Origin of the sequence: Planomicrobium sp. YIM 101495 (genome assembly GCF_009707665.1) — a bacterium.
GTDB lineage: Bacteria > Bacillota > Bacilli > Bacillales_A > Planococcaceae > Planococcus.
This window is the reverse complement of sequence record NZ_WLZW01000001.1, coordinates 1,241,439-1,265,547: the sequence shown is the minus strand read 5'-3', so window position 1 is coordinate 1,265,547 and position 24,109 is coordinate 1,241,439. Positions and strand designations below refer to the sequence as shown.

Annotated in this window: 18 protein-coding genes and 1 pseudogene; 10 read left to right on the top strand and 9 right to left on the bottom strand. The window is 45.9% G+C overall.

Features of this window, described 5'->3' with window-relative positions; translation table 11 throughout:
- Positions 1-23 precede the first annotated feature (23 nt).
- Both GIW82_RS06285 and GIW82_RS06280 read left to right on the top strand, forming a co-directional pair.
- Positions 24-1,229, top strand: coding sequence for a hydroxyacid-oxoacid transhydrogenase (locus tag GIW82_RS06285; RefSeq protein ID WP_154749006.1), 1,206 nt, complete (start codon positions 24-26; stop codon positions 1,227-1,229).
- 48 nt (positions 1,230-1,277) lie between these two features.
- Positions 1,278-2,186, top strand: coding sequence for a dihydrodipicolinate synthase family protein (locus tag GIW82_RS06280; RefSeq protein WP_154749005.1), 909 nt, complete (start codon positions 1,278-1,280; stop codon positions 2,184-2,186).
- Positions 2,187-2,263: 77 nt separating this feature from the next.
- Here the strand turns inward: GIW82_RS06280 and GIW82_RS06275 are convergent, their stop codons facing one another.
- Positions 2,264-3,628, bottom strand: coding sequence for an FAD-binding oxidoreductase (locus tag GIW82_RS06275; RefSeq protein WP_154749004.1), 1,365 nt, complete (start codon positions 3,626-3,628; stop codon positions 2,264-2,266).
- Between the two features lie 462 nt (positions 3,629-4,090).
- Here GIW82_RS06275 and GIW82_RS06270 point away from each other — a divergent pair.
- The 4 genes and pseudogenes from GIW82_RS06270 to GIW82_RS06255 all read left to right on the top strand — a co-directional run bounded on the left by GIW82_RS06270 (position 4,091) and on the right by GIW82_RS06255 (position 10,193).
- A pseudogene (locus tag GIW82_RS06270) lies at positions 4,091-5,542 on the top strand (alanine/glycine:cation symporter family protein).
- A 226-nt stretch (positions 5,543-5,768) separates the two neighbouring features.
- Positions 5,769-7,247 carry an amidohydrolase family protein gene (locus tag GIW82_RS06265; RefSeq protein WP_370456111.1) on the top strand — a complete coding sequence of 493 codons (1,479 nt, stop codon included), beginning with the start codon at positions 5,769-5,771 and terminating at the stop codon, positions 7,245-7,247.
- Between the two features lie 141 nt (positions 7,248-7,388).
- Complete coding sequence (locus tag GIW82_RS06260) at positions 7,389-8,912, top strand: glutathione ABC transporter substrate-binding protein (RefSeq protein WP_154749631.1); 1,524 nt, start codon at positions 7,389-7,391, stop codon at positions 8,910-8,912.
- A 66-nt stretch (positions 8,913-8,978) separates the two neighbouring features.
- Positions 8,979-10,193: an amidohydrolase gene (locus tag GIW82_RS06255; RefSeq protein WP_154749002.1), complete on the top strand. Its 1,215-nt coding sequence runs from the start codon at positions 8,979-8,981 to the stop codon at positions 10,191-10,193.
- Between the two features lie 84 nt (positions 10,194-10,277).
- Here GIW82_RS06255 and GIW82_RS06250 read toward each other — a convergent pair whose 3' ends face one another.
- The 8 genes from GIW82_RS06250 to GIW82_RS06215 all read right to left on the bottom strand — a co-directional run bounded on the left by GIW82_RS06250 (position 10,278) and on the right by GIW82_RS06215 (position 18,543).
- Positions 10,278-11,717 (bottom strand): cytosine permease, encoded by a 1,440-nt coding sequence (locus GIW82_RS06250; protein ID WP_154749001.1) that lies wholly within the window; start codon positions 11,715-11,717, stop codon positions 10,278-10,280.
- Entirely contained in the window at positions 11,704-13,047 is a 1,344-nt protein-coding gene (locus tag GIW82_RS06245) for an SLC5/6 family protein (RefSeq protein WP_230309198.1), read from the bottom strand. Before GIW82_RS06245 ends, GIW82_RS06250 begins: the two co-directional genes overlap by 14 nt.
- Positions 13,044-13,736 (bottom strand): response regulator transcription factor, encoded by a 693-nt coding sequence (locus GIW82_RS06240; protein ID WP_154749000.1) that lies wholly within the window; start codon positions 13,734-13,736, stop codon positions 13,044-13,046. The genes GIW82_RS06245 and GIW82_RS06240 overlap by 4 nt, the downstream gene beginning before the upstream one ends.
- A gap of 8 nt (positions 13,737-13,744) precedes the next feature.
- Complete coding sequence (locus GIW82_RS06235) at positions 13,745-14,500, bottom strand: sensor histidine kinase (RefSeq protein ID WP_154748999.1); 756 nt, start codon at positions 14,498-14,500, stop codon at positions 13,745-13,747.
- A 162-nt stretch (positions 14,501-14,662) separates the two neighbouring features.
- Positions 14,663-15,658 carry an ABC transporter ATP-binding protein gene (locus GIW82_RS06230; RefSeq protein ID WP_154748998.1) on the bottom strand — a complete coding sequence of 332 codons (996 nt, stop codon included), beginning with the start codon at positions 15,656-15,658 and terminating at the stop codon, positions 14,663-14,665.
- Complete coding sequence (locus tag GIW82_RS06225) at positions 15,658-16,677, bottom strand: ABC transporter ATP-binding protein (protein WP_154748997.1); 1,020 nt, start codon at positions 16,675-16,677, stop codon at positions 15,658-15,660. The genes GIW82_RS06230 and GIW82_RS06225 overlap by 1 nt, the downstream gene beginning before the upstream one ends.
- A gap of 14 nt (positions 16,678-16,691) precedes the next feature.
- Positions 16,692-17,612 carry a nickel ABC transporter permease gene (gene nikB, locus GIW82_RS06220; RefSeq protein ID WP_154748996.1) on the bottom strand — a complete coding sequence of 307 codons (921 nt, stop codon included), beginning with the start codon at positions 17,610-17,612 and terminating at the stop codon, positions 16,692-16,694.
- A 28-nt stretch (positions 17,613-17,640) separates the two neighbouring features.
- Positions 17,641-18,543, bottom strand: a complete 903-nt coding sequence (locus tag GIW82_RS06215; RefSeq protein WP_154748995.1) for an ABC transporter permease — start codon at positions 18,541-18,543, stop codon at positions 17,641-17,643.
- A gap of 252 nt (positions 18,544-18,795) precedes the next feature.
- On the opposite strand from GIW82_RS06215, the gene GIW82_RS06210 reads away from it, so the two are divergent.
- The 4 genes from GIW82_RS06210 (at position 18,796) to GIW82_RS06195 (ending at position 24,069) form a co-directional block, all read left to right on the top strand.
- Positions 18,796-20,367, top strand: a complete 1,572-nt coding sequence (locus tag GIW82_RS06210) for a glutathione ABC transporter substrate-binding protein (protein WP_154748994.1) — start codon at positions 18,796-18,798, stop codon at positions 20,365-20,367.
- A gap of 63 nt (positions 20,368-20,430) precedes the next feature.
- The gene (locus GIW82_RS06205) at positions 20,431-21,657 is read left to right on the top strand and encodes an amidohydrolase family protein (RefSeq protein ID WP_154748993.1); all 1,227 of its coding nucleotides are present in this window, start codon (positions 20,431-20,433) and stop codon (positions 21,655-21,657) included.
- Positions 21,658-21,676: 19 nt separating this feature from the next.
- A complete protein-coding gene (locus tag GIW82_RS06200; RefSeq protein WP_154748992.1) occupies positions 21,677-22,918 on the top strand; it encodes an amidohydrolase in 1,242 nt (413 codons plus the stop codon).
- A complete protein-coding gene (locus GIW82_RS06195) occupies positions 22,915-24,069 on the top strand; it encodes an ankyrin repeat domain-containing protein (RefSeq protein WP_154748991.1) in 1,155 nt (384 codons plus the stop codon). Before GIW82_RS06200 ends, GIW82_RS06195 begins: the two co-directional genes overlap by 4 nt.
- Positions 24,070-24,109 lie beyond the last annotated feature (40 nt).

The window sequence follows — 24,109 nt, the reverse complement described above, 5'->3', positions numbered from 1 at the left end:
TCCGTGAAGAGGACGTGGAAAATATGAGGAATACTTGGGAATTCTTATCTACACAGAAAATTGTATTCGGGAATGGCTCCATCCAGAAATTAGATAAAGTACTTCAGCAATTGAAAGCGAAGAACGTCTTGTTGATCACCGATCCAGGAATCAAACAAGCAGGGATTGTCGATCGCATTACGGATATGCTAGCGGAAGCAGGCTATAAAGTAGTCGTCTATGACCAAGTCGTTCCAGAACCACCTGTAGACTCGGCGGTAGAGTGTTACGAGTTCGCGAAGGAGCAGATGGATACAGATGCAATCATCGGCCTTGGCGGCGGGAGCAGCATCGACATGGCGAAACTTGTCGCATTGTTAACTGCACACGGCGGTCACCCGATGGACTATGCAAGCGGAGAGAGCCAAGTGCCAGGACCGGTAACACCGCTCATCGCGATCCCTACAACAGCAGGGACAGGCTCAGAAGTAACTTCTGTTGCGGTTGTGACGGACGTTGCGAACAACTTGAAGCTCGGTATCTCAGATAACCACTTGCGCCCACTTGTTGCATTGCTAGATCCTGAACTGACAGTTGGATTGCCTGCGTACGTTACGGCATGCTCAGGGATTGATGCTTTGTCCCATGCGATCGAATCGTATACAGCTAAGCCGTATGCTTATATCCAAGCAGAAGGAGAGCTCGTGTTTCAAGGAGCAATTCCGATTGCGGATGCACTTGCTGTCCAAGCAATCGAATTGGTTGCGGACAACCTTGTACTCGCAGTCCAGCAAGGAAGCAACTTGGAAGCTCGCTCAAACATGATGCTTGCTAGCTTGCTCGCGGGAATGGCATTCTCGAACGCAGGAAATGCAGCTGCTCACGCACTTGCGTATCCAATTGGAGGCCTAGTAAAATCTCCGCACGGTGAAGTGACAGGGCTCTTAATGCCTTACGTAATGGACTTCAACGCATCCGTTCAACTGGATAAAATGGAGAAGATTGCTCAGCTATTCGATGTGAATACGGCTGAACTTTCTAAAGAAGAGGCGGCTACGGCTGCTTCACAAGCTGTGTTGGGGCTGTTGAAGAAAATTGGATTGCCGACGAAGCTAAGCGAAATCGGCATCAAAGAAGAAAACATCGAACACATTGCGAAGACGACGTTGACGATCGATCGATTGATCCGAAACAACCCGCGTGTCTCGACAGTCGACAACTTGAAAGAACTTCTGTATAAAGCGCTATAAGAGAGATGTATTAATAAGACCATTCGATTGAAATGGAGGTGCTGACAAATGAGCGTAAAATTTAAAGGGATTATTCCACCGGTATCAACAATTTTCGATGAATCGTACAATTTGGATGAAGCAGGAATGGGGAGACTCATCGACTTTTTGATCGATGAAGGTGTCGACGGTCTCTTCTTCCTTGGGAGCGGGGGAGAGTTCAGCCAGATGAGCGTTGCTCAGCGTAAGCAAGTCGCAGAATTTGCGATCCGCTATGTGGACAAACGCTTGCCTGTATTAATCGGGACAGGTGGAACAAGTACACAGGAAGTCATCGAACTGAGCCACCACGCTGAAGAACACGGAGCGGACGGCGTAGTGATCATCAACCCTTATTACTGGGGATTGTCGGAAGAGAATTTGTACTTGCACTACCATGAAATCGCTGAGGCAGTGAAAGGTCCGATCATCTTGTACAACTTCCCGACATTGACGGGGCAGGATCTATCTCCTGAGCTTGTACTGCGACTGGCAGATGCACACTCGAATATCGTAGGGATCAAAGAAACGATCGATAGCACTGCACATATTCGCAAGATGGTGCAGAACGTCAAAAGTAAGCATCCACATTTTTCGGTACTTGCCGGGTTTGACGATCACTTGTTGAATACATTGATTACTGGCGGGGACGGCGCCATTCCGGGGAGCTCGAACTTCGCACCGCAGTTAGCGGTCGGTGTGTACAAGGCGTACAAAGAAGGCGACTACAAAGCAGCCGTTGAACAACACAAGAAGTTAGCGTTGATGCCTTCACTTTACGAGTTGGAAACACCTTTCTTGAGTATTGTAAAAGAAGCGGTGAAATTACGTGGAATTGATATTTCTACGACGGTCTTGCCACCTTCTCGTTCCATTAACGAAGAGCAAATTGGCAAAATCGAAGCGCTTATGAAACAGCTCGATCTATTAGGGAAATAAAACGAAAAACCTTCCAGAAGCAGCCGCTGCTTTTGGAAGGTTTTTCGTTTGTTTGGAGTGTTTTAGACTCTAGCTATTCAATCGAAAATCTTTTGAGGATTCATCAAGTTTTTCGGATCGAACAGTTGCTTTACACTCTTCATGATTGCGAGTGCTTCGCCGTGTTCTTTCAACTGGTATTTCTTCTTGCCGATTCCGACGCCGTGTTCACCAGTACAAGTACCGCCGAATTCAATCGCTTTCTCGGCCAGTTTTGAGTTGATGGTTTCGGCTTTTTGGAATTCATCCGTGCTCGTCGGATCGAACATGATTAGTGTGTGGAAGTTTCCATCTCCAATATGTCCGAGGATGCCACCTTGCAATCCGCTCTCATTGATCAATTCACGTGCGTACTCAACAAGGATGGGAAGCTTGGAAATCGGAACACAGACATCACCGTCTGTTACTTGTGTTCCTTTGTTATGTCGGAATGCATACGACATTTCGTGGCGTGCTTTCCATAGCTGTGCGCGTTCCGTCGACTCGGTCGCAACTTTCCAGCGTTTGGAGCCCATTTCTTCCAGCAAGCTTTCTGCAAGAAGGACCTCTTCTTCGACCGCTTTTTGCATACCAGCAAATTCGATGAACAGGGAGTGCTCCTCTGGAATCGTATAATTGCCGTATTGATTCACTTGCTTGATGCTCAGCGCATCCACGAATTCAATGCGCAAGACAGGGATGCCGCTCATCAAGATGATATTCGCTGCTTCCGCACAAAGCTTTGGATCCGCGAACGTGCATGTTGCAGCAATCGAGTGTTCCGGAATGCCGTGCAATTTCAAGGAGACTTCCGTGATGAATCCGAGTGTCCCCTCAGAGCCGGCGAAAAGGCCCGTTAAATGAAGCCCAGATGAAGATTTCTTTGCTTTCGTTCCTGTATGTAAGACCGTGCCGTTCGCAAGCACAACTTCTAAATCAAGCAACTGGTCACGCATCGATCCGTAGCGCACTGCCGTCGTTCCGCTGGCATTCGTTGCGACCATTCCACCGATTGTTGCGTCTGCACCAGGGTCGATTGGGAAGTATAGACCGTGTTTATTAACGACGCTGTTTAGTTCAAGCCGTGTGATGCCTGGCTGAACAGTAATCAACATATCTTCTGGTGAGAATTCGATTACTTTGTTCATCCGCTCGAAGTTGATAGACACCCCTTTTTGAAGAGGAATCGCTTGTCCTTCAAGACCAGAGCCTACTCCGAAAGCCGTCATCGAAATCTCGAACTGCGTCGCGATCTCAGTCATCTTCCGGACGTCTTCTGTACTTTCTGGGAAAAAGACATAATCCGGTTCAACACCCGCATGGTGCGATTCATCGTGACTATGGCGGTACAACTCACTCTCACTGCTGCTCAGCTGATCTTTCTTGAATGTAGCCAAACACAATTCTGCAAAACTTTTCAACATCCGTTTTCGCCTCCTGAAGTATCGATCATATACTTCTATTATACCGCTTTTTGGAGGGGGAAAGGGTACTCAGACACTAAACATGAGATGTCTAGTACACAATTTTAAAGCCACTTTTACATATATGTTACAATAAATATAGTATTCTGAAAAAATATCGACAATCTTCTCCCTGTGAAGAAAAGGAGGGTCTTATTTAAGGAATACTATACTACATCCTAGGTTTTTAAATCATTTAATGATTTTTTTAGGGTATACAAGGATTGGGCAAGAAGTTAAATCGGGAGTCAACCGTTTTACGACTCAAGGAATAGGGGCGCGTTGGAAACTGCGGCATGGCAAGCAGTTTGATTACATACGAATGATCATCATCAACAAGGAGAATGGAACATACTAAAAAACGAATAATACTTCTGAAAAAATTCATCTGAAGCACAGCAGGAAGTATTAGGGGGAGGCTGCATGGAAGATATAGTAGGTTGGCTGAATGACATTGTTTGGAGTTCTGCATTGGTTTATGCGTTTTTATTGATCGGGTTATTTTATTCGATTTTTACTCGTTTTGTGCAAGTGCGCATGTTTAAGGATATGTTCAATTTGACCTTTAAGGGCGGTACTTCGCGAGCAGGTGTTTCTTCTTTCTAGGCATTTTCAATGTCGCTTGGAAGCCGTGTCGGTACGGGGAATATCGCGGGGGTTGCGACCGCCATCGCTTTCGGTGGCCCTGGAGCCGTCTTTTGGATGTGGGTCATGGCCATATTTGGCGGGGCCACATCGTTCATCGAAATTACATTGACGCAAGTTTATAAAAGTAAGATTGACGGAGAATATCGTGGTGGTGTCCCTTATTACATCGAAAAAGGACTTAAGATGAAATGGTTTGCCATTCTCTTTGCCATTATTACCTTGATTGTCATGGGGATACTGTGGCCAAGCCTGCAAGCCAATACGATTGCGATATCCGTTGAAAATGCATTCGGCATTGACCCGGTCATCACAGGTGTTTTACTGATGGTGATTCTCGGGATCATCATTTTCGGTGGAGTCAAACGGATCGCGAAAGCGGCTGAAATTGTCGTGCCGGTCATGGCATTCATTTATATCGGCATGTGCTTGATCATCCTTTTATTCAATGTCACTGATATACCAGCGCTCTTTTCCTTGATTGTCGGGAGTGCAATTGGCACTGACGCCGCTTTCGGCGGGATTGTAGGCTCTGCGATTGCATGGGGTGTACAGCGTGGAGCTTTCTCCAACGCTGCGGGTATCGGGAGCGAAACTTTCGACTCAGGTGCAGCAGAAGTCTCGCATCCTGCTAAACAGGGATTAGTGCAATCCTTCTCTGTTTACATCGATACATTGGTCATCTGTACGGCAACTGCTTTCATGATTCTTTTGACGGGCATGTACGATGTGAAGCCGGACGGGGGAGCAGCGATTACATCCAACCTCGATGGCGCGGCTGTTCCGTCCATTTACACGCAATTGGCAGTGGAATCCGTCCTGCCCGGCTTTGGCGCAGCGTTCCTGGCCATTTCACTGTTTTTCTTTTGTTTCACAACGGTCATGTCTTATTATTACAAAGCGGAAACTTGTCTCGTGTTCTTAAGCAAAGACCGCGAAATCAAAAGCGCATGGCCGAACCATATTTTGAAAGTCGTTCTGCTCGGCATGATTTACTATGGAAGCATTGCTTCTGCTGATCTTGCCTGGGCATTCGGCGATCTCGGAATGGGAAGTATGGCATGGCTTAACTTCGTAGCGATTCTGTTCTTGACTAAGCCTGCGATTAAAATTCTGCGGGATTATGAGAAACAAAAACGCGAAGGGAAAGACCCGGTCTTTGATCCGGTGAAATTAGGAATCAAAGACGCGGATTTCTGGGAAAATGAGTATCAGCAGCCGAAGAAGTGAAGTTGAGCGATTAGAAAGTTCGTTTGTATAAAGAATGAAAAAACGCCTTCTGCAATTCAATTGCAGAAGGCGTTTTCTTATAGACGCCGAAGTGATATACATCAAAACTTGACTTCAAAAAATAAGTATAAATAGTTTAAAAAGTCGTATTATTTAAGCAATTAAAAGGCCAACATTTTCTTTATAATTGTGATAATCAATTTTTCATACTAGAGGAGGCAATATGGTGAAGACGAAATTAAAGGCGAAGTATGTAATCGGTTATCACGAAGAGGATCACGTGTTACTTACAAATGGAGAAGTGGTATACGAAGAACAATCGATTGTTTATGTCGGCAACGAATATGATGGAGTAGTCGATGAAATAATCGAATGTGGCAATGCAGTGATTAGTCCTGGATTCATTGATTTGAATGCGCTTGGAGATATCGATCATGACATTTTGCATATCGAAGCGGATGAGGAACGAATGAAGAATTTATTGTGGTCAGAGGATTATATGAAAAACAGTTCAAAAGAAGCGATGACACAAGAGGAAGAAGCGTTCAAATCACTTTATGCATACACTCAGCTAATTCTGAATGGCGTCACGACAGCGATGCCGATTACATCTGTATTCTATAAAAAATGGGCAGAGACTTACGCTGAATCTGCAGCAGCTGCGAAACATGCGGGAAAATTAGGTCTGCGAATTTACTTAGGCCCGAGCTATCAATTTGGCATGCGTGTTGTGAAAGATGACGGAACGATTGAAGTTCAGTGGGATGAAGAAGCGGGACGAGTGGGCTTGGAGGAAGCGGTCCAATTTGTCAAAGAGTTTGACGGTGCTTATGACGGGCTCGTGAAAGGGATGTTTGCACCGGAGCGGATTGAGAGCCAGACGGAGGAGAGTTTGAGAAAGACAAAAGCTTATAGTGAGGAACTGGGAGCGCCGATTAAACTACACGCAGCCCAAGGCAGTTTTGAATATCATAGCCTTCTCGAAAAGCATGGTGTCACGCCACTCCAATATTTGAATAGCCTTGGCTTTTTAGGGCCACAGACAGGGATTCCGCATGCGAACTTCATCGCGGGATATAGCGAAGCAAACGGGGGAGAGGGCGATGATATCGCAATTCTCAATGAAACAGAGACGACTGTCATCCATTGTCCGATCATTATGGGACGACGTGGAAGCGGCTTGGAATCCTTTGCGAGATATAAGGAGTCAGGCGTCAATATCGCGATTGGTACAGACACATTCCCACCTGACATTTTTCAAAATATCCGGGCAGGCAGTATGATTTCACGCCTCCATGAAAAACGGCTTCAAAGTTCTTCATTCGCTGATTTCTACCGAGCTGCTACACTCGGTGGCGCGAAGTTTTTAGGAAGGGAAGACCTAGGGCGACTGGTGGTTGGAGCGAAGGCGGATGTGATTGTCATCGACTTGGACGGCTATCATATGGGAATCACGGATGATCCAATTCGTACGATGATCATGAGTGGATCAGGGAGAGATGTCAAGATGTCCATTATAAATGGGCGCGTCGTCATGAAGGATAGAAAGATTCCAGGTGTTGATTTGGATGAACTGAAGTCGAAAGCTCAAGCTTATTTCAAAAAAATGAAGAAGGCATATGGGGAGCGGGATTATCAACAGTTGGAAGACAGAGAGCGTTTCAATCCCTCCTTTACACACGTAAATCTCAACAAAAGTCGATAAGGTAAAGATTGTGTAAAAGAAAGTAAAGAAAATGAAACCTAATTATCAGAATTTTTCCTATAATTTTAATAATACATCAGAGTGTGAGGGGGAAGCGATTTGAATAAGGTTCATAAGAGAAGGTTAGGGATTGTTTTATTAATGCTTCTACTGTTTCTTGCAGGGTGTTCCACAGGAGATAAAAATGCATCGACAGAAAAAGGAGAAGTGAAAGCTTCTGACGCTGAAGATACGTTAATTGTTGCAAGACTCTCCGATGCGGAAAGTTTAGATCATCAATTCATGTCAACGATCAATGCTGCGAGCATCACCCACGGAAAGATTTATGAAGGATTAGTTGGCCGAGATAAAAACGCTGAGTTGCAGCCTTTGCTTGCAGAGAGTTGGGAACAGCTCGAAGACACGGTATGGGAATTCAAATTACGCCAAGACGTGAAATTCCATGATGGAACAGAATTTACTGCCGAAGCTGTAAAAGCGACGTTCGATCGACTACTGGATCCGGAAGTCGGATCACCAAGAGCAGGTGTCTTGGCGATGGTCGAAGAAGTGAAAATCGTCGAAGAACATACTGTACAATTTCACTTAACTGAACCTTATTCGCCACTGCTTTCCATCCTTGCCAGTCACGAAGGTGGCATATTGAACCCGAAATCAATCGAAGAATATAGTGGGGAAGCCATCCGGGAGCCGAACGGAACAGGCCCTTTCACATTTGAATCATGGACACCAGGAAAAGAAATCATCTTGAACCGGAATGAAGAGTATTGGGGAACACCGGCGAAAGTCGGCAGAGTCGAATTCAAAGTGATTCCGGAAGAAACGACGCGAACATCGATGGTGGAGACGGGAGAAGCACATATTGCTGAACCACTCTCAATCGCACAATTCGATGCAGTAAACGCCTCTCAAAATTCGGAAGTGTACCAAAGTGAAGGGTTTGGTACAGAGTACATCACATTCAACGTTTCGAAAGAACCGTTCAACGATGTGAGAGTGAGAAAAGCGATTGCACACGCGATTGAGATGGACGCGATCCGTAAAGGTGTCTACAACAACGTCGGTGGCGAAGCGAATTCACTATTAGGCTCGAAAGTATTCGGCTACCACGATGGACTGGAGCCTTATGAATACAATCTGGCTGAAGCGAAACGCTTGTTGAGCGAAGCGGGATACGCGGATGGTCTCGAAATCAAATTGACGACGATGGATAACAAAGAGCGCATCAATTTAGCAGAAGTCGTGCAATCTCAATTGAAGGGCATCGGAATCAAAGTAAATATCGAAGTAATGGAATACGGAACGTTTGTCGATACGACACACTCTGGGAACACGGAGATGTTCATCATCAGCTGGAGAAACGCGACTGGTGATGCGGACTACAACCAGTACAACTTAATGCACTCAAACTCACAAGGAGCGAACGGGAATACGTCATTCTACGACAACCCTGAGGTGGATCAGTTGATCGAGGAGGCACGTGTAGAAGCGGATTCTGACAAACGTGTTGAACTTTATGCAAAAGCACAGGAAATCCAAATGGACGAAGTAATCTATATCCCGGTGCGTGTCATTGAGAACGTTGCAGCAATCTCGAAAGATGTAAGCGGTTTTGAAATCAGCCCATCAGGTTATTTGGAAATCAATAACGTTTCAATTAAGTGAACAAAATACAGAGGGATATCCGCATAAGGATATCCCTCTTCATTTGAAAAAATTTGGAGGGGCGTCATGTATATTTTAAAGGATGTTTTATTGGAGACAGGTTATCGAAAAGAAGATGGACAAGTAAGAGCGACGGAAACGGAGCTGGTTCATTTGAAGATTTCGGATGGTCGGATTATAGAGATTCTAAATCAGAACGAACAGTTTCCACAAGAACTTGAGACGCTGGATGGCAACGGTTTGCTTGTCTTGCCTTCCTTTAAAGAGCAGCATGTCCATCTCGATAAGACGTATATGGGCGAAGCGTGGCGTGCGTGTGTGCCGGCTTCTTCTGTCGTGGAAAGAAGTACGATTGAAATGAATATCCTGAATTCCATGGAGGCTTCGACGCAACAACGGGCAAAAAAGCTGCTAGACGTACTCCAATCCCATGGCTCGACGTCTGTACGTACACATGTCGATATTTACCCGGAAGCCGGTCTGGCGAACCTACAGGGTGTACAGGAAGCGCTGCTCGACTATCGGCATCGCATTGATTCGGAAGTCGTGGCTTTTGCTCAGCACGGCTTGCTGAAAGGGAATACGGCACAGTTGATCAGGGAAGCTGTGCGAAATGGAGCGGGCATCGTCGGCGCAGTCGATCCGGCAACGGTCGATTTGAATATCGAAGCATCCCTTATGGAATTGGTTGATATCGCAGTCGAAGGGAATGTGGAGATTGATTTACATTTGCATGACCCTGGACATTTAGGGACCTTCACGATGAAACGTTTGACAGCTTTGACGATCGAAGCGGGACTACAAGGGAAAGTCGCGATCAGCCATGCGTTTGGATTAGGAGACGTTCAACCATCCGAAGCTAGAGAAGTGGCGGAAGAGTTGAAGGAAGCGGACATCACGATCATCTCAAGTCTTCCTACTGGAAGGATTCTCCCGCCCATCGGCATGCTGGATGAAGTTGGTGTGAACGTGGCACTGGGGAACGATAATATTTATGATTCATGGTGGCCGACTGGGAATGGCGATATTTTGGAGCGGCTAGGCAGGTTAATAGAAATCAATCGCTGGACAGATGAGTTGTCGTTGTCTCAGTCGTTGCGTTTCATCACAAATGGAAAGACACCACTTAATCGGGACGGTGAGCAGATGTGGCCGAATGCAGGCGATGTAGCTGACTTCGTTCTTGTCGACGCACAGTGTGCTGCTGAAGCAGTGGCAAGGCGTGCAACGCGAAAAGCGGTATTCCGTAGAGGAGTCATAGTGGCGGGAAAACTCGATTGAAAAATTACTTGTGTCGTGTAGAGGTAATAGCAAATCAAAAGAGAAGCACCGGGTTTCTGATAGTAGAAATCCGGTGCTTCCTTTTTAATGAAGTTTTCTTTGGCGAAGATGTAGTTGAATCTGATAGAAACTGAAATACAAGACGGCTGAGATGAAGATGCCGAGTAGAGAAGACATCGAATAGAATACTTCAAGCGTAGCCACTTGACTGCCGAGCAGACTCAGGCCTCCTGTCAGAAGAGTGGCTAGCAATGCAGGAATTTGAACTGAAGTAATAGGCTGGCTAGTGGACAAGCCATATAATGCGTCGATATCGATCTTCCTCTTCGAGACAATATAATAATGTGTCAGCATGACCCCGATCACAGGACTGAGCAGTGCACCGACCAGATTCAAGAATGCGAAGATGCTCGTCGAGTTCTCCATGAGCTTCCAAGGAAGTAGCATCGTACCTAGGACGGCGACGAGAAAGGCGCTTTTCTTGAAGCTTAATTTACGTGGAAACAGTGCAGTCAATTGATTGGCTGCTGGAATGACGTTCCCGACAATATTCACAGACAACGTCGCAAGAGCTAGTGTGGTCAGTGAAAGAATAATCGCGAAGATGCTGTCGAATTTATCAACTACTTCAAGGACATTCCAGACTGGGACACCGAAGGCGATTTCGGATCCGATAATGATAGAAATACTGGCGAGTGCGAACAGTAGATAAGTGGCCATGATGCCGATGAATTGACCGCCTGCATGTGCTTTTTTCGTGCGTGAATAGCGGGTGATATCCGAAACGCTCAAGATCGGAGCGACCCATGTAGCGACAATAGCAGAGACACAAGAAATCAATAAGAAGACACTGACTTCGATGTCATGGGCAGGTTCGAACGCTAAGATCGGCTGGATGCCACCAGCCAATTGGATCGACCAGATCGACATGCCGCCAAACACGACAAAGACGAGGACCGTCACACTTTTTGTCAATTTCCCGAGCGCGTTGACATCAGCGAAAATGAAAATCAAATTGATGAACCAAAAGATCAGAAACGATAGAAGGCTCGAAAAGTTCAACCCAAGGAATGAGAAATCTCCGCCGAGTGTCAAATAGCTTGGATAAAACGTACCGATGAAAATGGAAACCGCGATACTACCGGCATATGTTTGCAAGCCGAACCACATAATTCCTGCAATGATTCCTCGGAAGAATCCGGGGAGTATCGCGCCTTTTCCACCATAACTTGCACGCAGCAAAATGGAAAAGGGAATACCATATTTATTCCCTGCGTGTCCATTCAAGACGAGCAAGACGGCAACTAAAAGTGCTGCAAAACAGATGACGGTGAATACTTGGCCTGTAGAGAGACCAAGCGCAAAAAATCCACCAATCGTTACGTACGAAGGAATATTATGTACCGATCCCATCCAGACTGAAAAGTAATGGCTGAAGTTCCATGTTCGGTTCTCTGAAAGGGTTGGGAGTAAATCCGGATTAACCGAAAGGAAACGATTGTCTTCTTGCTTAATGTGCGTCATGTGAACTGTCCTCCAGATTCCTCCTCGACCGGGAATGATGTTGGAGCAAATTTTTCAAGACAAACAAACTGATGATGATGGCTGAAAGGAAGAAACTGACCCAAATCGATTCAAAATACGAAGTAAAAGACGTTGCAACGAGTCCGCCTACTGCTCCGATGAACGAAGAAAGAACGGGCGGAAGCGTATCTTTTCCTTTACTGAATACGATGTAGAGCATGGCAAAAATCATCGAACTGTAAACATGGCCAAAGAAAAACAGTAATTCAAGTGGATATGGCGTCAGTACAATCGCTGTTATAAGTAGCATCGAGATTAGTACGAGCGAGAAGATGTTTTTATATTTAAACTTCTGGTGGTTTGTTAAGCTCTTAAATTCACCGACAATATTGCGGACGAATAACGAGTTTAGCGCATGTAGTTCGGAGCTAGCAGCGGATAGAATCGCCGCGAAACAAAACAGGATGAAGACGAAAATCAGCATGTTAGATTCTAATATGTTGATTAGTTCGAAGATGAGCGAATAAATGTTATCGAATGACCGGCCAGAGATGGCAAGTAGAAAAAGGGATGTAATGGCAATCGGAACCGTGAACCAGATCAATCCAGTCAAGATGAAGACCATTTTGACTTTTTCCTTCTTAATCACAAAGACGCGCTGCCATGTAGCCCGGTCCGTAATCATTTGTCCGAAAAAGATAAGCAGTCCGGTCGAGATGAACCAGAGAGATTCCTTATTTGTCGTGAAGAGCAAATAAGGGTGGTACAGCCGGATGCCTTCGAAAATCACCGTCACACCTTCCTGCATGTAAGAGTAAACAGGAATGAGAATGATGGTGCCGAATACTAAGATGACGCTGATTCCAGCCAATTGGTGAATCCGGTAAAGACCGCCAATGCCGCCGATCAAGAACAGAAAGAACAGGAAAATCGACATGCCGATAAAGAGCGGGACCGGAAATAGGATATGCAATAGTAATCCGGCTCCCATCACTTGGATGAACAGCGTGTAAATACTCATCGAGATGAGCAGGGCCATCATGTACCAATAGCCAAATGGATTGAGCTTTTGCTTTAAGACGTCTCCAATGGTCATTTTCCCTAAGAATGTATAGCTGATTTTCCGTGCGACGAAGCCGAAGAGAATGAGTGCGAGTCCGCCCATGAATGCGTAGCCGATGCCGCCGATTAAGCCGTACTGGATAAGTGTCTCAGGAGAAGAAAGAATGGTGTTCCCAGTGATCCATCTAGCGAGGAGGCTGACGACGCCAAAAGCGATTCCGAGCTGGACCGCTCCTTGAATATAAAAATCAAAGCTTTTCTTTTTCACTGGTGGTGTTCCTTCATCCGGAACTCCCGTGGAGACAGTCCGGTCTCTTTCCGAAACATCTGGCTGAAGTAGTGCTGGCTATTGAATCCGCATCGCTCAGAAACTTCCCCAATGCTTACTTCCGCATGCTCGATTAACATTTTCTTCGCCATCATCAGACGGTAATTGTTTACGTACTCGGAAAATCCGACTTTCACTTCTTCTTGGAACTTCCGGCTCAAATATGCCGGATTGATGTGGATTTTCTCCGCCAAATAGCTAAGTGTGATTTTCTCTTCGTAGTTTTGGTGTATCAGTCGAATCGATTGCTGGATATTTTCGGAGTAGTGCGTGACGTTCGCGTAATTGTTCAAGACTTTTACAAGATCTTCTTCTATGACTGGCTTCGTTATGTAGTCAACGACGCCGATCTTGATTGCTGATTGTGCATATTCGAAGCTCTGGTAAGCCGTCACCATAACGATATCTGCATCCGAAATGGATTGCATTTCTTTCGCTAGCTCGAGTCCGGTCTTTCCAGGCAATTGAATGTCTAAGAACGCCAATAAAATATCGCGGCTGTTCAGTATTTTCAACGCTTGTGAAGCATCTTGCGCTTTGTAAATATCCCACATCGGAAAGTTTTTGTTGATCAAGTATTCCATTTGCTCCAGTTCGAGAGGTTCATCATCGACAAGTAAAATGTTCATGGGAATATTCACTCCTTCAGTTCATTTTTAAAGACAAGGGGAAACGTAACCGTGACGGTGGTGTATTCAGAAGAATGTTTGATGCCGACCGATTTTTCATCGTTCGGAAAAAGGATGTTCAGCCGCTTCGTGATATTGGAAAGTCCGATTCCGGTACCAGCTGCAGTGTGTTCCTCTTCATTCGGAAGACTATTGATAACGTTGATGGAAAGCGTGTTTTCATGTTGCTCGACTTGGATTTTCAAATCAGCCTTCCCAGCTTTCTTATCGAAAGAGTGCTTGAAGGCATTCTCGACAAGTGTCTGGAGGAGGAACGGTAAGATAATCGCTTTCCGGACAGTGTCGTCAGCGATGATTTCATAATCGAGACGTTCACGAAAGCGGATCTTTTGGATGTCCAAATAGGCAGTGATATACGATAATTCTTCATCGAGCGTAATGAATGTCGTGTTCGTTTTGTATTTGTGCTTCAAGATTTTCGAGAAAGTCTCGATGGAATGAATCAATTCCTGTTTTCGCTCGAGCCTTGCAAGACTCAAGATAGAATTCATCGTATTGAAAAAGAAATGCGGCTGAATTTCTTGCGTCAATTGGTTGTACTGCGCCTTTTGCAATTCGTTTTCCAGCGCGATTTCGTTCTTTTCCTTTTCGACTAAATCAATACGTTTTTCAAAAACAAATAAGAACAGCAGTGTGAAAGCGCCTATTAGAGGGGCAAGTACACAGATCATGATATAAAGAGAAAAAGCTTCTATCGTCATCATTTCATGTATTACTCCTCACGTTGCATGATAGGGGTTAGTAGGACGAGAGAATAAAAGGAGAGCATTCTGCTTCCGGAGGTTCTCTCACTTAAACCTTAACCGAAATTCAGAAATGCTCAATAGGAATATCAAATTATTTTGTTAATATAGTAAGCTTCCAGGTCATTGTGCGAGCTCTTCAGCGAAATGGCAGCTGACAAAGTGGTCTGGCTCCAGTTCACGTAAAGCAGGTTCTTCAGTTTTGCATCGATCTGCAGCGAACGGACAGCGTGTGTGGAATCGACAGCCGCTCGGCGGATTAATCGGAGAAGGGACGTCACCTTTCAATAAAATACGTTCATTCTTGATAGAAGGATTCGTTGCAGGAATGGAAGACAACAACGCCTTCGTATAAGGGTGTAGCGGATTGTCGAACAAATCCTTCTTATCCGAGATCTCTACAATTTTCCCAAGGTACATAACCATTACCCGATCCGAAATGTGACGGACGACGCTCAAGTCGTGGGAGATGAATAAAAACGTCAGTTGGAACTGCTTCTGAAGCTTTTTGAGTAAGTTTAAGATTTGCGCTTGGATGGAAACGTCCAGAGCAGATACCGCTTCATCACAAATGATCAGTTTCGGGTCTACAGCAAGAGCGCGTGCAATCCCAATCCGTTGACGCTGCCCACCACTGAATTCATGAGGATAGCGGTTCAATGCTTCGGTAGGGAGCCCGACAAGGTTCAAGAGCTCAGCCATCCGATCCTTTTGTAGCGGCTTAGGAACAGACTGTTGGATCGTCATCGCTTCCGTTAAAATTTGTTTGATGGTCTGTCTAGGGTTCAAGGAAGCAAATGGATCTTGGAAGATGACTTGTAGGTCTCCTCGTAAGTCACGCATTTCCTTTCGTGATAAATCAACAAGGTTTCTCCCAGCGTAGATCACTTTGCCGCCTGTCGGTTCGTCGAGCTTCAAAATCGAGCGGCCCGTTGTGGATTTTCCGCAACCGGACTCGCCGACAATGCTCAACGTTTCGCCTTCATTGACGACGAACGAGATATCATCGACTGCTTTGACGTATGTCTTTGGTTTAAAGATGGAATCTTTCTTGACCGAGAAGTATTGTTTCAGGTTAGCAACCTCTAATAAGACTTTTTTCTCTTCTGCTATCTTCATTAGTTGAATACCTCCTCAGTTGGTTTTGCTCCAGCCCATTCGTCCGAGTACATCCAGCAACGGACTTTCGTGCCGTCGCTTTGTTCGATGAGATCAGGCTTTTTCTCTAGACAAACGGCTTGTGCGAATTCACATCTGGATGCGAAGCGGCAGCCTACAGGCATATTGTATGCACTTGGAACGCTTCCTTCGATCGTATATAACTCGTCGCGGTCTTCATCGATTTTCGGAAGGGAAGCGAGGAGTCCTCGTGTATATGGGTGCTTCGGATCGTCGAATAAGTTTTGAGTAGATGCATGCTCTACAATATTGCCTGCATACATGACTGCTACTGTATCGCATGTTTCTGCGACAACTCCGAGGTCGTGTGTGATCATCATGACACCCATTCCGAGACGTGCTTGCAACTCTTTGATCAACTCAAGGATTTGGGCCTGAATCGTTACATCGAGTGCTGTTGTCGGTTCATCTGCAATCAACACTTCCGGATTACACGACAGGGCCATCGCGATCATAACTCGCTGGCGCATTCCGCCACTCAACTGGAACGGTTCTTGTTTTGCGCGTTTCTCGGGAGAGGGGATGCCGACGAGTTTCAACATATCGACTGCTTTCAGTCGTGCTTCTTTTTTACTCATCTTTTGGTGAAGACGGATTGCTTCGGCGATTTGTTCGCCGACTGGAATGACCGGATTCAGTGAAGTCATTGGCTCTTGGAAAATCATCGAAATATCATTTCCGCGGATCTTTCGCATTTCGTTATCCGGGAGCGTCACTAAATCACGGCCTTTATATAAAATCTGTCCTCCAGCAATCTTTCCTGGAGGAGAAGGGATCAGGCGCAAGATGGATAATGACGTGATACTTTTCCCACAGCCTGACTCACCGACGATACCTAGCGTTTCACCTTTTCTTAATGTGAAATCGATGCCATCGACCGCTTTACTGACACCGTGTTTTGTATGGAAGTGGGTTTTTAAGTCCTTCACTTCTAATAGAATTTCATTCAGTTCAGTCATATTGCTCCCACCTTTTAGTTTAATTCAATCCGTTTGTTGAAGAATCTGTAGAGAATGTCGACTAAGAGATTGACGACTACGAATACAAGTGAGGCAACGAGTACGCCACCTTGTACCATTGGCAAGTCCCGCATTCTGATGGAGTCGACGATCATTCGTCCGAGACCATTAATCGCAAAGATTGATTCGACAAGTACTGTTCCACCAAGCAGTGCACCGAATTGGAGGCCGACAACTGTGATGACAGGAATCAGTGCGTTACGCAATGCGTGTTTGTAAATGATGACACGTTCTTTTACCCCTTTGGCACGAGCAGTACGGATGTAATCTTGTCGGATGACCTCGAGCATACTGGAGCGGGTCATCCGGGCAACGATTGCGGCTCCTCCAGCGCCGAGAGTGAAGGCAGGCAACACGATATGTGCCATGCTATCCCAGCCTGCAACTGGGAAGATTTGAAGCTTCACAGAGAAACCATACATAAGCATTAAACCGAACCAGAAGCTAGGAAGTGAAATTCCAAGTAGTGCAAGGATCATAACAACTGTGTCGATGATTGAGTAAGGCTTAACTGCTGAGATGATTCCTGCAGCCATTCCAAGAACGACTGTGATGAATGTACTGATGATCGCAAGTTCCAATGTAATCGGTAGGCGGATCAAGATTTCATCGAGTACAGGCTGGTTATTTTTTAAGGAAGTTCCCAAGTCACCGCGGAAAATATTCGTGACGTAGTCGATATATTGAGCGTATAACGGTTGATGAAGACCGAGTTGGACGCGCAGTGCTTCGATCGTTTCTTTTGTCGCACCTTCACCAGCGAGTAGAACGGCCGGATCTCCGGGGACAAGTTGCATGATGATGAATACGACAATCGTTACCCCGAAAATGACGGGAATGGTCTGGACAAGACGTCTTAAAATGAACATTAGCATGGGAAGAACCTCCTTTAGTTACTCGCTGTTATTTTTTCATCCGTGGATCGAATGCATCCCGTAGTCCATCGCCGAAGATATTGAAGCCGAGAACAAGCAATGCAATTGCAAGACCCGGGAAGATGGCGATGTAGGGTGCAGTGAACAAGAAGTCACGTCCGCTGCTTAACATCGTTCCCCATTCTGAAGAGGGAGGCTGTGCACCTAACCCTAGGAATGACAATCCAGCCGCAGATAGAATGGCTGTTGCGACACGTAATGTTCCTTGGACGATGATCGGTGATAAGATATTTGGCAAGATGTGTTTGAAGATGATCGTGCCGTCATTCGCTCCGAGCGTCCGGATGGCATCAATGTATTCGAGTTGTTTCACTTCTAATGTTGATCCCCTGACGATACGGGCGAACAGTGGTACCGAGAAAGCACCGACGGCGATCGTGACGTTGATCAAACTTGGTCCGAGCGCGCTTACGATAGCTAAGGCCAACAAAATTCCTGGGAAAGCCAAGAGTACATCCATGCAACGCATGATGATGGAATCGACCCACTTGCCGTAATACCCAGCGATCAGTCCGAGGGTGATTCCGAAGAATGCCCCGAAGATGACGGCTGCAAAACCGACGCCCATGGAAAGTCTGGAGCCATAAAGGATGCGGCTGAGGATATCTCTTCCTTTATCATCTGTTCCCATCCAATGATCCATTGATGGTGGCACGAGTTTGTTCTCCAAGTTGATTTCATGTGGATGGTAAGGTGCCAGGAACGGTGCGAAAATTGCGATGAAGATATAGAAGAGAATGATCAGTCCTCCCACTACGGCAGCCTTGTTTTCTAAGAACACGGAAAAGAAATTGGAAATGACGGATTGCCTTGGGTGGTCGATTGTTTGTGTAACGATGACGGGTTCTTCTTTATTCAATTCGATAGCCATGATGCCCCTCCCTAAAAAGTTGTTTTTTTGGAACGAAAAGCTTCTACGTGTATGGAAGAAGTAGCAGCTGATTCATTTTAAATTAGCAGACTCACAGTAAAAGTAAATGTAATTCCCGATAGTAGTCGAAATAGTTAAATTTTATGTATAGATATTATAAAAAATATTCAAACTATTAAATTAGTATTAGAGATGAGCTTGGAAGAACTAAACGCTGCTCAACCAAAATACGAAGAGGAAAGAGGGAACCCGATGAAAAAGAAAAGCTTCAGGCATGTTGTATCAGGGGTTATGTTAATATGTGCAATTTTTATGCTCGCAGCATGCTCCACGAATTCCAACCAATCATCCGAAAATGAGGCAACAGCCGGTGAGAATACAATGGGAGGAACATTGCATGTCGTCAGACTATCGGATGCAACAAGCTTGGATCCGCATTTCATCACTGATATCCCATCTGCGAACATCAACTATCAGAAAGTCTATGAAGGGTTGGTCAAACCGGATGAAAACTTTGTCCTTCAGCCATCCTTGGCGAAAGAATGGGAAATCATCGACGATACAACTTGGGAATTCAAATTGAATGAAGGCATCACGTTCCACGATGGCGAACCATTCAATGCAGAAGCGGTTAAAGCGACGTTCGATCGCTTGCTGGATCCGGCAACGGGTTCACCGCAGCGTGAGAAATTCGCAATGATCAATGAAGTGAAAGTGATCGATCCGTACACGGTTCAATTGCTTCTGGATTACCCGTATGCACCACTGCTTTCCATCTTAGCGAGTCAGGAAGGCGGCATCATGAGCCCGAAAGTACTAGCGGAAGATCCGGAATCTTTAAAGAAGAAACCAGTCGGGACCGGCCCGTTCGTATTCGAGAATTGGAAGAGCGGTCAAGAGATTTCGTTAGTGAGAAATGAAGAGTATTGGGGAGACAAACCGAATATTCAGCGTGTCGTATTCAAAGTCGTCCCGGAAGATGCGACAAGACTTGCGATGATCGAGACAGGAGAAGCGCACATCAATGACCAAGTTCCGGTCACTGAAATCGAGCGCATCGACGCATCGGACACAATGGACTTGGTTCGTACGGAAGGGCTTGCGGTCGAATACCTCGGCTTCAACACAGCAAAAGCACCACTTGATGACGTGCGCGTGCGAAAAGCGATCAGCCATGCGATTGAGCGCGAATCGATCATTTCAGGCGTCTATAATAACGCGGGAACGTTGGCGAATTCTGCGATGAGCCCAAAAGTCTTCGGACATAGCGAAAATACGAAACCGGCAGAATACGATTTGAACGAAGCAAAAGCTCTTCTTAAAGAAGCTGGAGCGGAGAACTTGGAGATTTCCTTGCTGACGAGTGACCGGAAAGAACGGATCAACATGGCAGAAGTCATCCAGTCCCAGCTGAAAGGGATTGGCGTAGACGTCAAGATCCAAGTCGTCGAATATGGAACGTTCATCGAAATGACCAACAATGGCGAGCACCAAATGTTCATCAGTGGTTGGGGGAATGCGACTGGAGATGGGGACTATAACCAATACAACTTGTTCCACTCCATCTCACATGGTCCAGCAGGTAACTCGTTCTATTATACGAATGAAGAAGTAGATGAAAAAATCGAGAGCGCACGCGAAGAAACTGATGAGAATAAACGATTGGCGCTTTACGAGGAATTAGCACAAATTGAACTCGATGAAGCGGTTTATGTGCCAATCCGTAACTACGAGCACATGGCAGCGAATAACGAGAGTGTAAGTGGCTACTGGTTGAACGCAGCGAACTACTTGATGATCAACGATGTCGAAATAGAAAAATAAACAACAATAAAATAGAAAAAGCGCGATGTCCGTGCTTTTTCTATTTTCAATGGAGGTAGGAAAATGACGAATCATTGGATCAGTAATGTACTTATCGAAAAAGGATTCAAAAAAGTGGACGGTCGAATTGTTGGGACGGAAACTGAAACGGTCCATTTGGAAATCGAAGATGGAAAAATCAAGAGCGTCTCCAGTCATATCCCGGCTCAAGCAGCAGTACAATATGACGCTGCGAATCTTCTATTGCTCCCATCACTGCGGGAAATGCACATTCACATTGACAAGACGTATTACGGCGGACCGTGGAAAGCGTGTACGCCGATCACAAAAGGCATCTTTACTCGGTTGGAAGAAGAAAAAGAGCTGTTACCGAAACTGCTGCCGACTGCGCAAGATCGGGCGGAGAAGATGATCGATCTTTTGATCAACAACGGACATACGCATATTCGGACGCACTGTAACGTGGATCCGGTAATCGGGTTGAAAAATCTTGAGGCGACGGTCCGAGCGCTCGAGAAATACAAGGGCCGGATTACATACGATATCGTTGCTTTCCCGCAGCACGGGCTGCTTCGAAGTGATTCTGTGCAGTTAGTGAGAGATGCGATGAGGAATGGTGCAACACTTGTTGGTGGAGTGGACCCGGCAACTGTTGATCGCCACATCGAGCGCTCACTGACAACGGTCTTCGACATTGCTGCAGAGTCTAATAAAGGGATTGATTTGCACCTTCATGATGTGGATACGCTCGGTGCGTATACGTTTAGCCGCCTAGCACAATATACAGAAGAAGCGAAGATGCAAGGGAATGTCACAATCAGCCATGGAATGGCACTTGGCGACTTCTCGGGTGATGCACTAGATGAGATTCTTGCTGAACTGCGGGCGAATCGAATTGATGTGACGACGACAATTCCTGTAAACCGTCCGACAATTCCAGTGTTAGAAATGGATAAAGCAGGAATCGGGATTTCACTTGGACATGACAGTATCACGGATCACTGGTCTCCGTTCGGGACAGGGAACACAATTCAAAAGCTAAATATATTAGCAGAGCGCTTCAAGTGTGTGGATGAATTCTCATTGAATCGAATATTGAAATATGCGACAGGTGGCATAACGCCACTTGATAATGAAGGAGAAAGAGTGTGGCCGAAAGTCGGGGATGATGCATCGATGATTTTGGTGAACGCCACTTGTACTTCCGAGGCGATTGCGAGAAGAGCGGGTGTAAAAGCAGTCTTCTTTAATGGTCAGGAAATCAAAAACAGACTGCCGCAGATGCAGTGAAGATGGAGGAGGATTCGATATGAAAAACATTACCTGGATTAAAAATGTGCTTTTGGAAGATGGTCTAACTACTACTTCCGAGCAAGCGGTTGAAACCTTAACTGCTCTTTACGACTTGAAAATCGAGGATGGAAGGATTGAACGAAAAGAACCGGCAGGAACTTTAACAGAACCAGGAGTCCACAGTTTGGATGCGAACGGATTGTTAGGGCTGCCTTCTTTCAAGGAAATGCATAACCACTTGGACAAAACGTACTTGTCGCTTGATTGGAAAGCTTGTCACCCCGTCTCTAGCTTGAAAGAGCGTTTGGATCTGGAAGCCATTGAATTGACTGAGCTTGCGGAAACTGGTGAGCAGCGCGCGACTGCAATGATTCGACTCTTGCAGTCAAAAGGCGCGACGCACATTCGGACACATGTGAATATCGACCCGTATATCGGACTGAAAAACCTTGAAAGTGTCCGTGCAGCTTTAGAAGCACATGCGGACCAAATGAGTTATGAAATCGTCGCATTCCCACAGCACGGCCTCTTGAACGGGGATGTTCCTGAGCTAATGAGGGAAGCGATGCGAAATGGTGCGACGATGGTCGGCGGCTTGGACCCTGCCGGAATCGACAAGAACATCGAGAAATCAATGGATACGATGATGGGGATTGCGACGCAATATGATGCGGATGTCGATATTCATTTACACGACGGTGGTCAAGTCGGCTATTACACCGTTGAGAAGCTCATCGAACTGACGAAGGATGCGAAATGGGAAAACCGTGTAGCAGTCAGCCATGCGTTCAGCCTAGGAGATGTTGTACTTCCTCAACAAGAGAAAATTGCATATGAATTAAGTGAGACAGGGATTGCCATCATGTCGACGATTCCGCTAAACCGAACGATGCCGCCGATTGCTTTACTTGATCAGAGTGGTGTGAAGGTCCATTTCGGTTGTGATGGATTTTATGATTCGTGGTCACCTTATGGAACGGGAGATCTTCTAGAGAAGAGTACGCGCTACAGTGAGGTTTACCGGAAGAGCGATGAACGTTCACTGGCTGAGTCTTTGAAATTTATCACGGGTGGAATCGTGCCGCTTTCAAATGGCGGAGATGTGTTATGGCCAAAAGTCGGAGATGCCGCGGACTTCGTGTTCGTTAACGCATCTTGCTCAGCAGAAGCGGTCGCACGCACACCGGAAAGAGAAGCGGTCGTATTCCAAGGAAATGTTGTGTACGGAAAACTAGAAAGAAGTAAAGTGCAAAATTGAGCGGGAGCTTATTAATAGAAGCGAGTGCAACTGGTAACCAGGATTTAGTAGTGGATCTTCTCAGCAAGGGAGCGGATGTGCTTGTCCAAGATGAATCCGGACAAACGGCGTTAATGCATGCTGTTCTCGCAAATGATTTCACAGTTTCCCGATTTCTTTTAGAAGCTGGAAGCGATCCGAATCATAAAAATGCGAATGGTCTTAGCCCGTTTATTGCTGCGGGAGCGAACGGCTTTTCGGAGCTACTTGACTTGATGCTGTCATACGGAGCGGATGTCACGATTGTGAACCGGTTCGGCGGCACTGCATTGCTTCCTTCCAGTGAAAAAGGCTATCTCAAAACAGTTCAGATATGCTTAGAACAGGGCGTACCAGTCAATCATATGAACAGACTTGGCTGGAGCGCATTGCATGAGGCAGTAATATTAGGAGATGGAGGCTATTTATACACACTCATCGCAAAGCTCTTGCTAGAAGCCGGTGCGGATGCAGATGTGAAAGATCGAAGTGGCTTATCACCAGCTGACTATGCCAAAATCCTTTCGCAATCTCAAATAGAGCAACTTTTTGAGAGCGATGTTCTTAGAGACAGCTCCGAGACCTCTCAATTCCTTTCATTTTTCAAAGAAGGAAAGTATGAAGAAGGGTTGGCACATGTCGAAAGAGCTTTTGCGAACGAAGAAAAAGGTGAATTGTACTTTTGGGAGGGATTATTCCTACAAGAACTGAAGCAATTTGACCGTGCTATCGTTGCCTTCACGAAAGGGATCACATCGGAAGTGGGGAGCGAACAATTTTACTTCTACGTGGCAAATTGCTTCCGGATGATAAAAAGGCAAGAAGAAGCGCTCGAAATTCTCAATCAAGCAATTGCAGTGAGCGCAGCCCCCACGTTTTACCTGTATCATAAATCGAATTATTTACGTGAATTCGATCGGCATTCGGAGGCGATTGCGGCCATAGAGCAGTTGCTGGAAAGTTCACCGGAGCGAACGGATTATTTGTTCCACCAAGCAAATAGTTTAACGACAATCGGCGCGTACGAAAAAGCGGCCAAAGCAATGGAGTTGGCGACTTCGTTGGATCCGGGAAATGAATTGTTTGTCGAGCACCGATCACAGTCACTCGAAAAAGTTACTGCACACAGTTAAAAAAAGGAGAACCGCCCCGCATCCGCGGCAGGCGGTTCTC